A 17,333-nucleotide genomic window follows, 5' to 3' on the forward strand; every position below is an offset into this window, starting at 1 on the left:
CGGTTACATTCCGAACCCGGAAGCTAAGCCTTACAGCGCCGATGGTACTGCAGGGGGGACCCTGTGGGAGAGTAGGACGCCGCCGAACAAATTTTTGAGAGAGCCCCCGGCCGGGGATACCGGTCCGGGGGCTTTCTGTATTTGTACGCCATTAGGCTCGTGGGCATGCGCTATGACCTCGTCATCTTCGACAACGACGGTGTGCTCGTCGACAGTGAGCCCATTTCCAATCGGCTCCTTGCCGGGTATCTCACCGAACTGGGGTACCCGACCTCGTACGAGGACTCCATACGGGACTACATGGGCTCGGCGATGCATCGGGTTCATGAGCTGGTGCTGGAGCGGACGGGGGAGCGGCTGCCCGAGGGCTTTGACGATGTCTTCCATGGGCGCGTGTTCGCCGCGTTCGAGCGGGAGTTGAAGGCGGTGGTCGGCGTCGTCGACGTGCTTGAGAAGCTGGCCGGGGATCGGGTGCCGTACTGCGTGGCGTCGTCCGGGAGCCATGAGCGGATTCGGGTGGGGCATCGGGCGACGGGGCTTGAGCGGTTCTTCGATGAGGGGCGGATCTTCAGTTCTGAGGATGTGGGGCGCGGGAAGCCGGCGCCGGACCTGTTTCTGTACGCGGCCGAGCGCATGGGGGTCGTCCCGGAGCGGTGTGTCGTCGTCGAGGACAGCCCGCTGGGGGTCCAGGCGGCCCTGGCGGCGAGGATGGACGTGTACGGGTTCACCGCGATGACGCCTGCCGGGAGGTTGGCCGGGGCGACTCGACTCTTCGCCGCGATGGGGGAGTTGGTTGACCTGCTTCTCTCTGCCTCCGGACCTGGCGGCCGCTGAACTTGAGGGAAATTCATCTTTGGCTGGATCTACCCACCAGTATCCCGGGGCCTTACGCTCGCCGCCATGACGGATGTGCTGCGGCGCGGTAGGGCCTCGTTGGCGTTCAGTTTCTTCGCTCAGGGGGTCGCCTTTGCCCTTCTGGTGACCCGGATTCCGGCCATGCAGGACCGGTACGGGGTCTCCGACGCGTTGCTGCCCGCCTTTCTCGCCGCCGTGCCGATCCTGGCCGGCGTCGGAAGCGTGACCACCGAGCGGCTGGTGACACGGATACCGCCGAGCCGGTTGTTGCGGTGGTCCCAACCCGTCGTGCTCCTGGCGCTGCTCGGGGTCGGGGCCGGGGAGCGGATGGTGGAGCTCGGGCTCGCGCTTGCCGTGTTCGGGTCGGCCGTGGGTGTGCTTGACGCCTCGATGAACATGCTCGGGGTGAGCCTCCAGCGGTCGTACGGGCGCAGCATCATGCTCAGCTTCCATGCGGTGTACAGCCTGGGTGGGATCGTGGGGGCCTCGCTGGCCTGGGTGGGGGCGCACTGGGATCTGGCGCTGGTCGTGTCGTATCTGCCCGTCGTGGCGGTGCTGTTGCCGGCCGCGCTGGTGGGGAGCCGGTGGTATGTCGATGGTGGCGTCGGTGGCGGTGTGGTGGTGGAGGAGGCGGGCGAGAGGGGGGCCGTTGCCTTCAAGGTGCTGCTGCCGCTGTGTCTGGTGATGACCTTCGCGTACATCGGGGACTCGACCGTCTCCAACTGGAGTGCGAAGTATCTCCAGGACGTGCTGGGGAGCTCGGAGCAGCTGGCGACCGTGCCGTACAACGTCTACATGGTGACCACGCTGCTGGGGCGGGCCATCGGGGACTTCGGAGTGCGGAAGTTCGGGGCTGTCGCGGTCGTGCGGACGGGGGCGGTGGTGGCGGCCGGTGGGTTCGCGGTGGTGGCGGGGGCGCCGGGGGCGTGGGTCGGGATGCTGGGGTTCACGCTGCTCGGGCTGGGATTGTGTGTGCTGGTGCCGCAGACCTTCGCGGCGGCCGGGCGGCTCGCTTCTGAGAAGTACGGGCCGGGAGCCTCGGATGCGGCTATTGCGCGGCTCAATGTGTTCAATTACGTGGGGTTTTTGATCGGTTCGCCCCTGGTGGGGGCGCTCGGTGATGCGTGGAGCTACCGCGGGGCGATGTTGGTGCCGATGGTGTTGGTGCTGGTGACGCTTGTGTACGCCCGGTCGTTCGCCGCTCAACCGGACCGATACGGTGACGGGCATGAGCGGCCGCGCACAGCTGATGTGGGACGAGGCAGTAACGGGCTATGACTTCGGTCGGGACCATCCGATGGACCCGGTCCGGCTCGCCCTGACCAGGAGACTCGTCGATGCCTTCGGGCTGGACAAGGACGTGGACGTCGTCGCGGCGCAGCCGGCCGGTGAGTCGACGTTGCGGCTGGTCCATCGGGAGGACTACATCGAGGCCGTGAAGGCGGCCTCGGTGGATCCGGCCGCCGCGGACCAGTCGTATGGGATCGGGACGCTGGATGACCCTGCCTTCGTGGGTATGCACGAGGTGTCCGCGCTGATCGCGGGGCAGTCGGTGGGGGCGGCGGAGACCGTGTGGCGGGGGGAGGCGCTGCATGCGGTGAACTTCGCGGGTGGGCTGCACCATGCGATGCCGGGGGGCGCGTCGGGGTTCTGCATCTACAACGATGCCTCGCTGGCCATCGCTCGGCTGTTGGAACTGGGGGCCGAGCGGGTCGCCTACATCGATGTGGATGTGCATCACGGGGACGGGGTGCAGGCGGCGTTCTGGGAGGATCCGCGGGTTCTGACGATCTCGTTGCACGAGCATCCTCGTACGTTGTTCCCGCAGACCGGGTGGCCGGAGGAGACCGGGGCCGAGTCCGCGGAGGGGACGGCCGTGAATGTGGCGTTGCCGGCCGGGACCGGGGATGCGGGGTGGCTGCGGGCGTTCCATGCCGTGGTGCCGGAGGTGATCGCTGAGTTTCGGCCGCAGGTGCTGGTGACGCAGCACGGGGCCGATACGCACTTTGAGGATCCGCTGGCGCATCTCGCTGTTTCGCTGGATGCGCAGCGGGCCGTGCAGGTGGCCTGTCACGACCTGGCGCACGAGTACGCCGACGGGAAGTGGGTGGCGCTGGGTGGGGGTGGATATGCCGTGGTGGAGGTTGTGCCGCGGTCGTGGACGCATCTGGTGGGGATTGCGGCGGGGCGGGCGATTGAGCCCGAGGCGATGATTCCGGAGGGGTGGCGGCAGGAGGTCTTTGCGCGGACTCGGCAGTTGGGGCCGGCGCGGATGACTGATGGGCGGTGGCCGATTTCGTGGGTTGGCTGGGATGCGGGGTATGACCCTGCGGATCGGTTGGACCAGGCGGTGTTGGCGACGCGGAGGGCTGTGTTTCCGTTGCGGGGGTTGTTGGCTTAGGTGGGGGCTGGGGCCCGCGGGCGTGGTGCCGAGGTTTCCTCGCCCCCGCCGCCCCTACCCGTCCCATCCCTTGAAGGGGCTCCGCCCCTTCGACCCCGCCAAGGGGCTGCCGCCAAGGGGCTGCCGCCCCCTGGACCCCCGCTGTCGGCCCGAAGGGCCTCGTCCTCAAACGCCGGACGGGCTGAAAGTGCCTGGGCCGGCGCTGAGAAGTGGCCGCCTCCGATCGTGAGGTCAAGCCCCCTGCGAGTGGCCGGGGTGTCCTTCGTTAGCCCAACTGTGCGGTGTTTTCCCGTTCCCACGCTTCTGTGCTGCCTGGTCCGTCACGATCGCTCTCGTGGTGAGTACCGGAGCTCTTCGCGCTCATCTCCTGGCTGCTCGGCTTGCTGGGAGTGTGGCCACTTCTCGGGAGGCGAGTCTCAGGAGTTATCGGCTTTTCGCGGCTCGTGATCCACGGGTGCGCATCGGGCTCGATCCTGTGCGGGCTTGGGGGCAGCGGGATTTGATCGAGTTGATGGCGGATCGGTGTGGGGTTTCGGCCGATCCGGATTGTGTGTCTGGGCTGGATGTGATCGATCCGGAACGGACTCTGAGTGGTCTGAACGCCTTTGCCGATCGCGTCGGTGAGGCCGCGCAGCGCAGGGCACCCGTGTTGCTCGGTACCGGGCATCCGCATCGTCTGCTCGGCTTCTACGCCGCCTTGGCGGACGCGTTGTCGGCGGCGGGATGTGCCGTTCTCACCCCTGCGCATGGTCGCTGTGTCGACATAACGACCCGGTTCGGCCTACGCACGTACAACCTTGACTACGTACGAGGAGTCGCGTTGGTGCGGGAAGCCGGCGCTCCGAGCCCCCGGCGTGAGACCGGCGCACACACGCACTCACCGCTCCCGGTTCGTACCGCGCTGGCCGGCGCGGCGGAGGTCGGCGGGCCGTTGCCGGAGCTGGTGATCGGGGATCACGGTTGGGTCTGCGGGGCAGGTCAGCTGGGGTTTGAGGCCATTGGGCTCGCCGATACGAATGACCCCGCGCTCTTTGTGGGGGAGGCCGAGGGGGTCGTGTCCGTCGTCGTTCCACTTGATGACGCTGTGCGGTCTGATTACTACCGGCCGCTTACCCGCTACGTACTCAATCGAGCGTGTCTGTCACAGTAGGTCGCCGATGGCTGCACCTCTTCCCCACTCGCATCACCCGCCCCTAGTCTGGGGAGTGAGCACGCAGCGACGAAGAGTCACCGGAAGGGGAAGCCGGTGGCCGTCGAGTGCGGAAGGTTCAGGTGTGTCATGGCTGCAGCTGGCGAGAGGCCTCTGAACGAGGTTCAGTTCCTTACCGTGGCGGAAGTCGCCTCGGTGATGCGAGTGTCGAAGATGACCGTGTACCGGCTGGTGCACAGCGGTCATCTGCCCGCGATCCGGGTGGGGCGGTCCTTCCGCGTCCCCGAGCAAGCGGTTCACGAGTACCTCCGCGAGAGTTATGTGGGGGTGGAAACCGCCTGACGGCAGTGGGTGAGGGGGGATCCTCGGGGCTGTTCCGGATTCCCCCTCACCCCCTCGATTACGACCTCAGCGCTCGGGCGGGTAGGCTGGCCCCTTGTAGGTCGTATGGGCCCATGGCGCCCAACGCCGAGTGATGAGAAGTGAGCGAGGGTAGTCGTGGGCTCTGTTATCAAGAAGCGGCGCAAGCGGATGGCGAAGAAGAAGCACCGCAAGCTGCTCAAGCGCACGCGCGTTCAGCGTCGCAACAAGAAGTAAGCGCGGCGCGCCGCTGAAGTGGCGCGCTTTGTGGCCCCCCACCAGATCCGAGATCCGGTGGGGGGCCACACTTGTATCGCGGTCGCGTGCGAGGGGCCGAACTCCGTGCGTGCGCCTGGACGACTGCCTGGGCCGTCTGGTCGTACGCAAGGAATTCTCGTCACTTCATGCATTGGGCGGTCATCACAGCGCAACACCGAACCGCTAAGTTGGCGGCACACGGGGAACGCGGCAGGGGTACGAGTGCTGGAAGGAAGGCGCTGATCTTGGGCAAGGTCGTGCTCGTGACCGGAGTGGCCCGTCAACTGGGGGGCCGGTTCGTACGTCGGATCCAGCGTGACCCACAGGTGGACCGGGTGGTCGCCGTGGACGCGGTCCCGCCCGAGCACCATCTGGGCGGTGCCGACTTCATCCAGGCCGACATCCGGCAGCCCACCATCGCGCGGGTGCTGGCCGAAAGCGGCGCCGACACCGTCGTACACATGGACGTGACCGGAACCGCGCTCGGCAGCGGCAGCCGGACCACGGTCAAGGAAACCAACGTCATCGGGACCATGCAGCTGCTCGGCGCCTGCCAGAAGTCCCCCAACGTCAAACGGCTCGTGATCAAGTCCAGTACGAACGTGTACGGATCCGCGCCCCGCGACCCGGCCGTCTTCACCGAGACGACCCCGCCCAAGTCCCTGCCCAGCGGCGGCTTCGCCAAGGACGCCGTCGAGGTCGAGGGCTATGTGCGCGGGTTCGCGCGGCGGCGGCCGGACGTCGCGGTGTGCGTGCTGCGGTTCGCCAACATCCTCGGTCCGACCGCGGACACGCCGCTCGCCTCGTACTTCTCGCTGCCGGTCCTGCCGACCGTGTTCGGCTACGACCCGCGGCTCCAGTTCGTGCACGAGGACGACGTGATCGAGGTGCTGCGCATCGGCTCGCACGAGCCGGAGCGGGGCACGCTCAACAGCGGCACCTTCAACATCGCCGGCGACGGCGTCCTGCTGCTCTCGCAGTGCTCCAGGCGGCTGGGCCGCCCCACTGTGCCGCTCCTGCTTCCCGCGGTGACGTGGGCGGGTTCCCTGGTGCGTACGCTGGGTATGTCGGACTTCTCGCCCGAGCAGATCCGGCTGCTCACGCACGGCCGGGTGGTGTCGACGGTCCAGATGCGAGAGACGCTCGGATTCAAGCCGAAGTACACGACGGCGGGGACGTTCGCGGACTTCGCGAAGAGCCGCGGTCCCGGACTCCTGCCGCCGGAGGCCCTTTCGGGGGCCGTCGACCGGATCGCCGCGCTGCCCGCTCTGGGCGGCGGCCACCTTCCGACGCAGAGCGCCAACTGAGGAGCGCATCAACGATGGCGGACGCCAAGGTCATTCCGTTCGACGACGACCGGTCCCGCGGGAGTGCCGTGCAGCGGCCGCAGCGGCGCCGGAGCGCGGGCAGCCGGCGCAAGAGCGGTGAATCCGCGCTGGTAGGTGAAGTCCAGCCCCTCCCCGGACGGTCCTTCGCGCAGGATGATGTTCCTGTGACACGTGAGGAACAGCCGCCCCAGAAGCCCCAGGACGACGGCGGCCTGGAGCGGCGCATCGCGAGCGGCCTGGCCTTCCTGCGCCGCCGCCTCACCGGGGACTACGAGGTCGACGACTTCGGGTACGACGAGGAGCTCACCGACCAGGTCCTGATGTCCCTGCTGCGCCCGGTGTACGAGAACTACTTCCGGGTCGAGGTGAAGGGCGTGGAGAACATCCCGTCCGAGGGCGGCGCGCTGATCGTCGCCAACCACTCCGGGACACTGCCGCTGGACGGCCTGATGATGCAGGTCGCCGTGCACGACCACCACCCGGCGGGCCGCCATCTGCGCCTGCTCGCGGCCGACCTGGTCTTCATGCTGCCCGTGGTCAACGAACTCGCCCGCAAGCTGGGCCACACCCTGGCCTGCGCCGAGGACGCCGAGCGGCTGCTGGGCCAGGGTGAGTTGGTCGGCGTGATGCCGGAGGGCTTCAAGGGCATCGGCAAGCCCTTCAGTGAGCGCTACAAGCTCCAGCGCTTCGGCCGCGGCGGCTTCGTCTCCACCGCCCTGCGCCAGGGCACCCCGATCATCCCGTGCTCGATCGTCGGGGCCGAGGAGATCTACCCGATGATCGGCAACGCGAAGACCCTGGCCCGTCTCCTGGGGTTCCCGTATTTCCCGCTGACGCCGACGTTCCCGTGGCTGGGCCCGCTGGGAGCGATCCCGCTCCCCACCAAGTGGACGATCCAGTTCGGCGAGCCGATCCCCACGGACGGCTATCCGCCGGAGGCCGCCGAGGACCCGATGCTGATGTTCAACCTGACCGACCAGGTCAGGGAGCAGATCCAGCACACGCTCTACAAGCTGCTGGTGCAGCGGCGGTCGGTCTTCTTCTGACCGGCCGGCTTCCTCTGGCTTCGTTTGTACGGCGATGGGGGCGCCCCTCCTGAGAGGGGCGCCCCCATCGCCGTATGACTGGCTCAGCGGACGCTAGTGCGCGTCCTCGCCCTCGATGCCCAGGCCGGGCAGGAGGCCCGGGAGTAGCGGCGGGAGGGTGACGGCGGGTTCGGTGCTCGGTGTCGAGGTGGACGGTGAGGCACCGGTGCTACCGGTGTCCTTCGGCGGGTCCAGCAGGCCGCCGGTGTTGCCGCCGAGCAGGCCTTCGCCCTCGCCGGCGGAGCCCTCGGCCGACTTGCTGGGGCTGCTGGACCGGTTGCCGTCGGAGGAGCCGCTGCCGCCGGCGCTGGGGCGGGCCGACCGGTCGGAGCCGGACGTACCGCTGGACGCCGACCCGGAACCGCCACGTCCCTTGCCGTCGCCGCCCTTTGACGGGGTCGGTGGGAGGAGCGACTCCAGCGGGGCGACCTCGTCGTCTATGGCGTCGAACACCGACGACACCTGGTCGCTGACGTCCCCCAGCTGGAGGGGAAGCCGCTGTCGGAGGTTGCCCCACGCCTCGCGGTGCGAGCGGGAGAAGGCGGAGAGGGCCTGGATGGGGCCCAGGGACTGGGGGTCGCGCTGGTACGCCTCGCGGAGCAGGCGGTGGCCCTCCGAGGCGTCGTGGCGCATGCCGGACAGGGCGCGGCGGATCTCGCCGAGCGACTCGTGGTCGAGTTGTCCGCCGCGACCGCGCTCCATCAGCCGCCTGGCCTCGTTGAGCCGGGTGGATGCCTGGTCGAGATACGTTCGTCCGCGCTCGTCCTCGCCGTCGGCCAGGACGTTGAGCTTGAAGTCCTCTATGCCGCGCTTCAGGCCGTAGAGAGAGTCACCCGGTAGGGCGTCCGAACTCGCGGCGGCGACTCCGCCGAAGGCTCCTGCGGCCACACCGACGCTGAGCCCGCCCGCGGTGAGGCCCTTGGCGAGCCGTGAACGCGGTCGCAGCTTCCCCAGCGGTGAGGCCCGATGCGCGCCCCGTGCCCGCTCGGAACGCTGCTCGGGCAGGACGGGTCCCGCCTCGCCTCCCGCGGTGCCCTCCTGGAGCATGGCCTCCATCGCGGCCACGAGCTGGGCGCGCTGGACGACCTTGACCTCGGGGTCGAGTACGGGCTTGGGCAGCTCGCCGAGACTCGTGGTGAGAGCCAACAGGCGCCCCTGCTCGCTGTGTTCCGCGGCAGTGGGCGCCGGTGCCGATCCATCGGGCTGCTCGGCCTGCTCGGCCGCCGAGTCCCGGTCGGTCAGCTCCTCCAGGGCCTGGGCGAAGGCGTTCGCCCGCCGGTGCGCCGATACGTTCGCGATCACTGGCGGCACCTCCTCTCGTCATGACGGTCGACTCCCCAGGGGGTCCTGAGGGTTGCACGCCCTGACCGAATCCACACGATCGAGTGATCGAAGTCGGCCAGGGAGTGACCACAGGGAGCCTGCATCCCGCACAACGAGCGGCTTGGCACTTGGGTTACGGACGGAGGATGAACGGAACGCGAAGTCAACGGACTTTCACTGAGGGTTAGTTGATGGTTGCGGAGTGTGTCGGTTCGGTAGGGGTGCGCTCAGCGTGCGTCGTCCGGGAGGAGCCGGGCGAGGGTGCGGACGGCGCGGTACTGGAGGGTCTTGATGGCGCCCTCGTTCTTGCCCATGACACGGGCCGTCTCGGCGACGGAGAGGCCCTGGAGGAAGCGGAGGGTGACGCACTCCTGCTGCTGTGGGTTGAGTCGCCGTACGGCGTCGAGGAGGGCGGCATTGGAGAGGGACTCGAGGACGGAGTCCTCGGGGGAGCGCTCGACCTCGTTGGCGTCGAGCATCTCGCCGGTGGTCACCTCCAGCCGGAAGCGGCTGGACTTGAAGTGGTCGGCGACGAGGTTGCGGGCGATGGTGACGAGCCAGGCGCCGAAGTCGCGGCCCTGCCAGGTGAAGGTGCCGATGCGGCGGAGCGCCCGCAGAAAGGTCTCGCTTGTGAGGTCCTCGGCGGTGGCCTTTCCTCCGACCCGGTAATAGATGTAGCGGTACACGGTGTCGCTGTACTGGTCGTAGAGCCTTCCGAACGCGTCGGCCTCGCCGGCCTGTGCGCGTTCCACGAGATCCATCATTCGAGCGCTGTCGCTGTCCGCGGCAGGTCGACGAGCGGTTGCCGCACCGGCCGAGCGTCCCCGTCTGCCGACGGCGGCGGTGCCGTCGGCGAGTGCATAGCACGGGCCTACGGGCGCGGTGGTTACGGCGAAGACGGGGACGGCGTACGCGGTGGGGACGAAGCCGCGCAACAGGTCATGGACCGTTGCGCGCAGCGTAGCCAGGCCCGAGGCGTCAACCCCGACGTGTGGGTACACGGGACTCCCAGAGGCAGAGCTTCCATCACGTGCAGTGCGGGACCGTTCACCCGTCGTAGCGACGGAGGGGTACCGGTTTGCGTCTGAGGAGAATAACGCTTCGTGCAGGCACTGCTACGCCCAGTTGCTCAAATCATCGATTGCGTCTCTTCTGTAACCGTTTGGCGGCCGGTCAAGTGCCGCAGAGTGATCGCTTGTTGATCGAATTCGTCCGTGTTCCGGCTGTCTCCGGGGCGTGTTGTGGTCGTGTGCAGCCAAGGGGACTGGACAGGGGGTTGTGGGGGTAGGGGGTGCGGATTGGCTTGTGCGGCCGGGCGTGGTCAACTCGGCGCCTACGTGAGCTTTTTCTCGCCGCTTCGGCCCGAAGGGCCTCGTCCTCAAACGCCGGACGGGCTGAGATGCCCGCACCGGCGTTGCGAGGTGGCTGGACGGGAGAGTGACCGTTGGGCGCCGTGCATCGGCGGCCGCTGGGGCTGGGTGTTCTCACCAGCCCGCGGTCGCGTAGGGGTGCCCCCGGGTCCTGCTAGCGGCGGCGGCGGTGCAGGGCGATTGCCGCTGCTGTTCCGCCGGCCACCGCGCCGACGCCGGCGGCCGCTGGGATGCCGACCTTCGCCGCCTTGCGGCCGGTGCGGTAGTCGCGTAGGCGCCAGTCCAGCTTGCGGGCGTGTTTGCGGAGCTTGGTGTCGGGGTTGATGGCGTAGGGGTGGCCGACGAGGGAGAGCATCGGGATGTCGTTGTGCGAGTCGCTGTACGCGGCGCAGCGGGAGAGGTCCAGGCCCTCCGCGGCGGCCAGGGCGCGGACCGCTTCCGCCTTGGCGGGGCCGTGCAGGGGCTCGCCGACCAGCTTGCCCGTGTAGACGCCGTCCACGGATTCGGCCACTGTGCCCAGCGCGCCGGTCAGGCCCAGGCGGCGGGCGATCACCGTGGCGATCTCGACCGGGGCCGCGGTCACCAGCCACACCTTCTGGCCCGCGTCCAGGTGGGCCTGGGCCAGGGCCCGGGTGCCGGGCCAGATGCGCTCGGCCATGTACTCGTCGTAGATCTCCTCGCCGATCGACTGGAGCTCGGCGACGCGGTGGCCCTTCACGATCGACAGTGCCGAGTCGCGGGCCTCCTGCATGTGCTCGGGGTCCTCGACGCCGGCCAGCCTGAACCACGCCTGCTGCCAGGCGAACTTGGCCAGGTCGCGTGTCTCGAAGAACTTCCGCTTGTACAGGCCCCGCCCGAAGTGGAAGAGGGCGGCACCTTGCATCACGGTGTTGTCCAGGTCGAAGAAGGCGGCGGCCTGCTCGTCGCCGAGTACCGGGAACTCCGGCTCGACGTCGGAGACCTCCGTCGCTTCCTGCGACGACTTGCGCGCTGCCTCCGCCGAAGCCTCGCCAGCCAACACGCTCCGCGCCGTGGCGGAGCGCCTACGGGGAGTGAGCCATCCAAGAGCGGCCATGACCGTGAGCATAGCCAGTTTGTTCGGTGCTTCCGGAGTCGAGAGGTTTGAAGGTTGTGAACTCTCCGCGACCGCCCAGTTAAACAGCGTGGTGGAACGGCGTCGCGGCATCCGCGTGGCGTCGCGGGAGAATGGCTGGCATGAGCCCCCTCTTTCGTCGTGCCGCAGCCAAGTCCCCGCAGGACCGGCTCGTCACCCTGATCGGAAAGCCCGACTGCCATCTGTGTGATGAGGCACAGATCGTCGTCGGGAAGGTGTGTGCCGAACTGGGGGTTCCGTGGGAGGTGAAGGACATCAGTCAGGATCCCCAACTCCACGACCGGTACTGGGAACAGATCCCCGTCGTCCTGGTCGACGGGGACCAGCACACGTTCTGGCGCGTGAACGAAGATCGCCTCCGCAAAGCACTGACCGGGCGGTGACCGAGTACTGACCGGGTAGTCCAACTACGCCGGAAACGGCTTAGGATCGACGGCGACTGGGTCTCGGGGGCGGGGATCGTTGAGGAGAGTGTGCGGTTTTGCCCTCAAGAGTTGAGGAACGGTGGTGCGTGTGCGCCGGTTCCACATCAGTGCGCCGGGCGTGCGTGAGCCCGGTCACGTTGGGCGGGCAAATCGGACACCATCTTTGTGCACGCGTTCACAAAGACATAGCCTGCATTCGACGGGGCGGTCTGGGGACGACTGACCGCCGGCAGTCCCGCTCTACCCGCAGGAGCACCGTGGCAACTGGCCGAACTCACCGACCGGCGACCCGTAGCCGAGGGATTCCCGAGGCCACCGTCGCCCGGCTTCCGCTGTACCTCCGAGCCCTGACCGCACTGTCGGAGCGCTCGGTACCCACGGTCTCCTCCGAGGAGCTCGCGGCCGCGGCGGGGGTCAACTCCGCCAAGCTGCGCAAGGACTTCTCTTACCTGGGTTCCTACGGAACGCGCGGTGTCGGCTACGACGTCGAGTATCTCGTCTACCAGATCTCCCGTGAGCTGGGGCTCACCCAGGACTGGCCGGTTGTGATCGTCGGTATCGGTAACCTCGGCGCCGCGCTCGCCAACTACGGCGGGTTCGCCTCCCGTGGCTTCCGGGTCGCCGCGCTCATCGACGCCGACCCCGCGATGGCCGGCAAGCCCGTGGCCGGGATTCCCGTGCAGCACTCCGACGACCTGGAAAAGATCATCCAGGACAACGGCGTGTCGATCGGTGTCATCGCCACCCCCGCCGGTGCCGCCCAGCCGGTCTGTGACCGGCTCGTGGCCGCCGGAGTCACGTCCATCCTGAACTTCGCGCCGACCGTGCTGACCGTCCCGGACGGCGTCGACGTGCGCAAGGTCGACCTCTCCATCGAGCTGCAGATCCTCGCCTTCCACGAGCAGCGCAAGGCCGGCGAGGAGGCCCACGCCGACGGTGCCGGACCGGCCGCCGTCAGCCGCGAGTCCGACCGATCCACCGACCAGGGGCCCGACGGGGACGTACCCGCCGTGATGCCGGCATGAGTCTCCTCGTCGTGGGGCTGAGTCACCGCAGCGCCCCGGTCAGCGTTCTCGAGCGGGCGGCGCTGAGCGCCGACGCCCAGATCAAGCTGTTGCAGGACACGGTCGCCGCCGAGCCGGCCACCGAGGCCGCCGTGCTGGCCACCTGCAACCGCATCGAGCTGTACGCCGACGTGGACAAGTTCCACGCCGGTGTCGCCGAGCTGTCCACGCTGCTCGCCCAGCACAGCGGAGTGGGGCTGGAGGAGCTCACGCCCTACCTGTACGTGCACTACGAGGACCGGGCCGTCCATCACCTGTTCTCCGTGGCCTGCGGGCTCGACTCCATGGTCGTCGGGGAAGGGCAGATCCTCGGGCAGATCAAGGACTCCCTCGCCAAGGCGCAGGAGCTGCACAGCGCCGGGCGGCTGCTGAACGACCTGTTCCAGCAGGCCCTGCGCGTCGGCAAGCGCGCCCACTCCGAGACCGGCATCGACCGGGCCGGGCAGTCCCTGGTCACCTTCGGCCTGGAGCAGCTGTCCGCCACCGCGGCCGTCGAGGACTGGGCCCGCGCCAAGAAGGCCCTGGTCATCGGCGCGGGATCGATGTCCTCCCTGGCCGCGGCCACGCTCGCGCGCCTCGGCGTCGGCGAGATCGTCGTCGCCAACCGCACCCCCGACCGCGCCGAGCGGCTCGCCGCCCTGCTCGTAGAGCAGTACGGACAGGGCCTGACCGACGGAACGGACGTGTCGGCCCGCGCGGTACCGATGGATGCGGTGCCGGTCGAGCTGACACGTGCCGACGTCGTCGTCTCCTGCACCGGCGCGACCGGGATCGTCCTCACGGCCGAAGAGGTCGCCGCGGCGGTGGAAGGCCGTACCGGTCAGCCCGTCGCGTTCGAGCGGCCCGGTGACAGCGGTCGTACGGCGGCCAAGGCGCCCGCCAGGACGAACGCCGACGCCTCCGACGTACGCCAGACCCCGCTGCCGCCCACCAGCGTCGGCACCGACGAGGGCTGTCCGCTGGACATGACCGCCGTGCAGGGAGGTTTTTCCGTGCTCGGGGAGGCCGCCGTCGCCGGTATGGACGCGGCCACGCTGGAGCAGCACGCCAGCTGGGCCGCGGGCAGTGCCGTCGACCGGCGCGAGGCCGCCCGGCGCAGCCCCGAGGCCGACGCCGAGCTGATCACCGCGCTCGCCGCGACCGTGGCCACCGTCGGCCGTATCCCGGAGCGTCGGCGGCCCGAGCCGGTCGTCGAGGTGCCTCGCCCCGCCCCGGTGCTCTGTCTGCTCGACCTCGCCATGCCGCGTGACATCGACGCGGCCGTGCACCGGCTGGCCGGAGTGCGGCTGGTGGACATCGAGTCGCTGGCGGAAGCCTCCGCCGACGCCCCGATGGCGGCCGACGTCGACCAGGTCCGCCGTATCGTCGCCGACGAGGTCGCGGCCTTCGGGGCGGCGCAGCGGGCCGCGCACATCACGCCCACCGTCGTCGCCCTGCGCACGATGGCCGCCGATGTCGTGGCGAACGAGATCGCCCGTCTGGAGGGCCGCCTGCCGGGCCTCGACGACAAGCACCGCAGCGAGATCACGCAGACCGTACGGCGTGTCGTGGACAAGCTGCTGCACGCGCCGACCGTCCGGGTCAAGCAGCTCGCGGCAGAGCCGGGCGGCGCGGGGTACGCGGATGCCCTGAGGACCCTGTTCGACCTCGACCAGGAGACGGTGGCCTCCGTCTCGCGGGCCGAGGACAGCACCGAGAAGAACCGAGGCCCACGATGACCCATCAGCCACTACGGCTCGGCACCAGGCGCAGCAGACTCGCCATGGCCCAGTCCAGGCAGGTCGCCGACGCGGTGAGCCAGGTGACCGGACGGCCCGTCGAACTCGTCGAGATCACCACGTACGGCGACGTCTCGCGCGAGGCCCTCACGCAGATCGGCGGCACGGGTGTGTTCGTCACCGCCCTGCGCGACGCGCTCCTCAGGGGCGAGGTCGACTTCGCGGTGCACTCCCTCAAGGACCTGCCGACCTCGCAGCCCGAGGAACTGACCCTCGCGGCCCTTCCCGAGCGGGAGGACCCGCGCGATGTGATCGTCGCGCGCGATGCCCTGAAGCTCACCGACCTGCCGCGCGGGGCGCGCATCGGTACGGGTTCACCGCGCCGGATGGCGCAGCTGAACGCGTACGGGCGCAGCCACGGCCTGGACATCGAGACGGTCCCGATCCGCGGGAACGTGGATACGCGCATCGAGTACGTGCGTGAGGGCGAGCTGGACGCGGTGGTCCTTGCCGCGGCCGGGTTGCAGCGCATCGGCCGGATCGATGAAGTGACCGACTTCCTGTCGGTCGACACCGTTTTGCCCGCCCCCGGCCAGGGGGCACTGGCGATCGAGTGCACCGCGGACAACGCGGACCTCGTCGCCGCGCTCGGCGAGCTCGACGACCCGTTCACCCGGGTCGCCGTGACCGCCGAGCGATCACTGCTCGCCGCCCTGGAGGCCGGCTGCTCCGCCCCTGTGGGCGCGCTGGCCGACCTTCCCCCACTCTCGAATCCGCTCGAGCGGGGGGACCCCCAGGCCGACAGGCAGATTGTCAAGGAAATGCGCCTGCGCGGCGTCGTCGGCACGACCGACGGCACGCGGATGGTGCAGCTGTCCACCACCGGTCCCGTGCCCGAGACGCACGACCAAGCGCTGGCGCTCGGTCGCGAACTCGCTACCGAGATGCTCGCGCAGGGCGCGGCCGGTCTGATGGGGGAGCGAGCACAGTGAGCCCCACCACCCTTCCCGCCGGCCTTGAACACGGGCACGTCACCTTCCTCGGTGCCGGACCCGGGGATCCGGGGCTACTGACTCTGCGCGCCGTGGAGGCGCTGGCGAACGCGGACGTACTCGTCGCCGAGCACGAAGTGCTCGACGTGGTACGCGTGCACGCCAGGCACGGCGTCGCCGAAGTGCACACGGACACGGGGCCCTCAGGGGACTCCGCGGGTTCTTCTTCGAACCCGGGTCCGGGCACAGGCGCGCCTCAGCTAACGGTTGTTGACGGCGCGTCAACGACCGCTGCGCTACCCGCGGTGCGGGATGCCGCACATCTTGTCATGGAGGCCGCGCGGGGCGGCAGGCGGGTCGTGCGTGCGGTGTCCGGGGATCCCGGGCTCGACACGTACGCCGCCGAGGAGATGCTGGCGTGCGCCGCCGCGGGCGTGCCGTTCGAGGTCGTGCCCGGTGTGGCCGCGGCCGTCGGTGTGCCGGCGTATGCCGGTGTGCCGTTGCGGGACGCGCAGGGCGCGGACGTGCGGTTCGTGGACGCGCGGACGGCGTCCGACCGGTGCTGGACCGAGGTCGGGGCGTCGGACGGGACGGTTGTCGTGTCGACGACGCTGGACGCCGTCGGCGCGGCCGCGGGTGAGCTGGTGTCGGCGGGGCGCAAGCCCGACACGCCGATGACGGTCACCGTCGCCGGTACGACGACGCGGCAGCGGACGTGGACCGCGACGCTCGGGACCATCGCGCAGACGCTGAAGCAGGCCAAGGTGCTGCCCTCGCCCGAAGGCGGGCGGCCGGTGATAGCCGTGGTCGGTGAGCGTTCTGCCGCTGCTCAGCGTGATCAGTTGTCGTGGTTCGAGTCCAAGCCGCTCTTCGGGTGGCGGGTGCTCGTGCCGCGGACGAAGGAGCAGGCTGCTTCGCTCTCCGACCAGCTGCGGTCGTACGGGGCCGTGCCGCACGAGGTGCCGACGATCGCCGTCGAGCCGCCGCGGACGCCTCAGCAGATGGAGCGGGCGGTCAAGGGGCTGGTGACCGGGCGGTACGAGTGGATCGCGTTCACCTCGGTGAACGCGGTCAAGGCCGTGCGGGAGAAGTTCGAGGAGTACGGGCTCGACGCGCGGGCGTTCGCCGGGATCAAGGTCGCGGCGGTGGGGGAGCAGACCGCGAAGGCGCTGATCGCCTTTGGTGTGAAGCCGGATCTGGTGCCCAGTGGGGAGCAGTCGGCCGCGGGGCTGCTGGAGGACTGGCCGCCGTACGACCCCGTGTTCGATCCGATCGACCGGGTGTTCCTGCCGCGGGCGGACATCGCCACGGAGACCTTGGTGGCCGGGCTCATCGAGCTGGGCTGGGAGGTCGATGACGTCACGGCCTACCGGACCGTGCGGGCTTCGCCGCCGCCGGCCGAGACGCGGGAGGCGATCAAGGGGGGTGGCTTCGATGCCGTTCTCTTCACGTCGTCGTCGACCGTGCGGAATCTGGTGGGGATTGCCGGGAAGCCGCACAACGTGACGGTGATCGCGTGTATCGGGCCTGCCACCGCGAAGACCGCTGAGGAGCATGGGCTTCGGGTGGATGTGATGGCTCCGGAGCCGTCCGTGCACAAGTTGGCCGAGGCGTTGGCCGAGTTCGGGATGCGGCGGCGGGCCGCTGCTGTGGAGGCTGGGGATCCGGTTACTCGGCCGAGTGAGCGGCGGCCGGGGGCTCGGCGGAGGCGGTCCACCACGTAGGTGGGGGGCGGGGTGGGTTTTCGCCCCCGCCGCCCCTACCCGTCCCATCCCTTGAAGGGGCGCTGCCCCTTCAACCCCGGCCAGGGGGCTGCCGCCCCCTGGACCCCCGCTTCGGCCCGAAGGGCCTCGTCCTCAAACGCCGGACGGGCTGGAGGTGCCTGTGCCG

16 protein-coding genes and 1 rRNA gene are annotated in these 17,333 nt (G+C 69.4%); 14 read left to right on the forward strand and 3 right to left on the reverse strand.

What is annotated here, in order from left to right:
• The 9 genes from rrf to ACFU95_RS37225 all read left to right on the forward strand — a co-directional run.
• Window positions 1–88, forward strand: a 5S ribosomal RNA gene (gene rrf / locus ACFU95_RS37185); the annotation flags it as partial.
• Between the two features lie 77 nt (window positions 89–165).
• Complete coding sequence (locus tag ACFU95_RS37190) at window positions 166–834, forward strand: HAD family hydrolase (protein ID WP_383837568.1); 669 nt, start codon at window positions 166–168, stop codon at window positions 832–834.
• Between the two features lie 66 nt (window positions 835–900).
• Complete coding sequence (locus ACFU95_RS37195; RefSeq protein WP_383837571.1) at window positions 901–2,133, forward strand: MFS transporter; 1,233 nt, start codon at window positions 901–903, stop codon at window positions 2,131–2,133.
• Entirely contained in the window at window positions 2,084–3,256 is a 1,173-nt protein-coding gene (locus tag ACFU95_RS37200; RefSeq protein ID WP_383837574.1) for an acetoin utilization protein AcuC, read from the forward strand. The genes ACFU95_RS37195 and ACFU95_RS37200 overlap by 50 nt, the downstream gene beginning before the upstream one ends.
• Window positions 3,257–3,590: 334 nt before the next feature.
• A complete protein-coding gene (locus tag ACFU95_RS37205) occupies window positions 3,591–4,406 on the forward strand; it encodes a phosphatase (protein ID WP_383837577.1) in 816 nt (271 codons plus the stop codon).
• A 129-nt stretch (window positions 4,407–4,535) separates the two neighbouring features.
• Window positions 4,536–4,748 (forward strand): helix-turn-helix domain-containing protein, encoded by a 213-nt coding sequence (locus ACFU95_RS37210; protein WP_004984898.1) that lies wholly within the window; start codon window positions 4,536–4,538, stop codon window positions 4,746–4,748.
• Between the two features lie 156 nt (window positions 4,749–4,904).
• Window positions 4,905–5,003 (forward strand): 30S ribosomal protein bS22, encoded by a 99-nt coding sequence (locus tag ACFU95_RS37215; protein ID WP_003948845.1) that lies wholly within the window; start codon window positions 4,905–4,907, stop codon window positions 5,001–5,003.
• 266 nt (window positions 5,004–5,269) lie between these two features.
• A complete protein-coding gene (locus ACFU95_RS37220) occupies window positions 5,270–6,331 on the forward strand; it encodes an NAD-dependent epimerase/dehydratase family protein (RefSeq protein WP_383837580.1) in 1,062 nt (353 codons plus the stop codon).
• 14 nt (window positions 6,332–6,345) lie between these two features.
• Window positions 6,346–7,398, forward strand: coding sequence for a lysophospholipid acyltransferase family protein (locus tag ACFU95_RS37225; protein ID WP_383837583.1), 1,053 nt, complete (start codon window positions 6,346–6,348; stop codon window positions 7,396–7,398).
• A gap of 93 nt (window positions 7,399–7,491) precedes the next feature.
• Here the strand turns inward: ACFU95_RS37225 and ACFU95_RS37230 are convergent, their stop codons facing one another.
• From ACFU95_RS37230 to ACFU95_RS37240, 3 genes are all read right to left on the reverse strand, one after another.
• Window positions 7,492–8,739, reverse strand: coding sequence for a DUF5667 domain-containing protein (locus ACFU95_RS37230; RefSeq protein WP_383837586.1), 1,248 nt, complete (start codon window positions 8,737–8,739; stop codon window positions 7,492–7,494).
• 248 nt (window positions 8,740–8,987) lie between these two features.
• On the reverse strand, window positions 8,988–9,761 hold the full coding sequence (locus ACFU95_RS37235) for an ECF subfamily RNA polymerase sigma factor, BldN family (RefSeq protein WP_383837589.1): 774 nt from the start codon (window positions 9,759–9,761) through the stop codon (window positions 8,988–8,990).
• A gap of 523 nt (window positions 9,762–10,284) precedes the next feature.
• Window positions 10,285–11,205, reverse strand: a complete 921-nt coding sequence (locus ACFU95_RS37240) for an HAD family hydrolase (RefSeq protein ID WP_383837592.1) — start codon at window positions 11,203–11,205, stop codon at window positions 10,285–10,287.
• Between the two features lie 140 nt (window positions 11,206–11,345).
• Between ACFU95_RS37240 and ACFU95_RS37245 the strand changes: the two genes are divergently transcribed.
• The 5 genes from ACFU95_RS37245 (at window position 11,346) to ACFU95_RS37265 (ending at window position 17,167) form a co-directional block, all read left to right on the forward strand.
• On the forward strand, window positions 11,346–11,627 hold the full coding sequence (locus ACFU95_RS37245; protein ID WP_383837595.1) for a glutaredoxin family protein: 282 nt from the start codon (window positions 11,346–11,348) through the stop codon (window positions 11,625–11,627).
• A gap of 299 nt (window positions 11,628–11,926) precedes the next feature.
• Complete coding sequence (locus ACFU95_RS37250; RefSeq protein WP_383837598.1) at window positions 11,927–12,694, forward strand: redox-sensing transcriptional repressor Rex; 768 nt, start codon at window positions 11,927–11,929, stop codon at window positions 12,692–12,694.
• On the forward strand, window positions 12,691–14,451 hold the full coding sequence (locus ACFU95_RS37255) for a glutamyl-tRNA reductase (protein ID WP_383837601.1): 1,761 nt from the start codon (window positions 12,691–12,693) through the stop codon (window positions 14,449–14,451). The genes ACFU95_RS37250 and ACFU95_RS37255 overlap by 4 nt, the downstream gene beginning before the upstream one ends.
• Window positions 14,448–15,443 (forward strand): hydroxymethylbilane synthase, encoded by a 996-nt coding sequence (hemC, locus tag ACFU95_RS37260; protein WP_383837604.1) that lies wholly within the window; start codon window positions 14,448–14,450, stop codon window positions 15,441–15,443. The genes ACFU95_RS37255 and hemC overlap by 4 nt, the downstream gene beginning before the upstream one ends.
• Entirely contained in the window at window positions 15,440–17,167 is a 1,728-nt protein-coding gene (locus tag ACFU95_RS37265; RefSeq protein WP_383837607.1) for a uroporphyrinogen-III synthase, read from the forward strand. The genes hemC and ACFU95_RS37265 overlap by 4 nt, the downstream gene beginning before the upstream one ends.
• Window positions 17,168–17,333 lie beyond the last annotated feature (166 nt).

The sequence above is a fragment of the Streptomyces sp. NPDC057623 genome (assembly GCF_042800355.1).
Classification (GTDB): Bacteria; Actinomycetota; Actinomycetes; order Streptomycetales; family Streptomycetaceae; genus Streptomyces.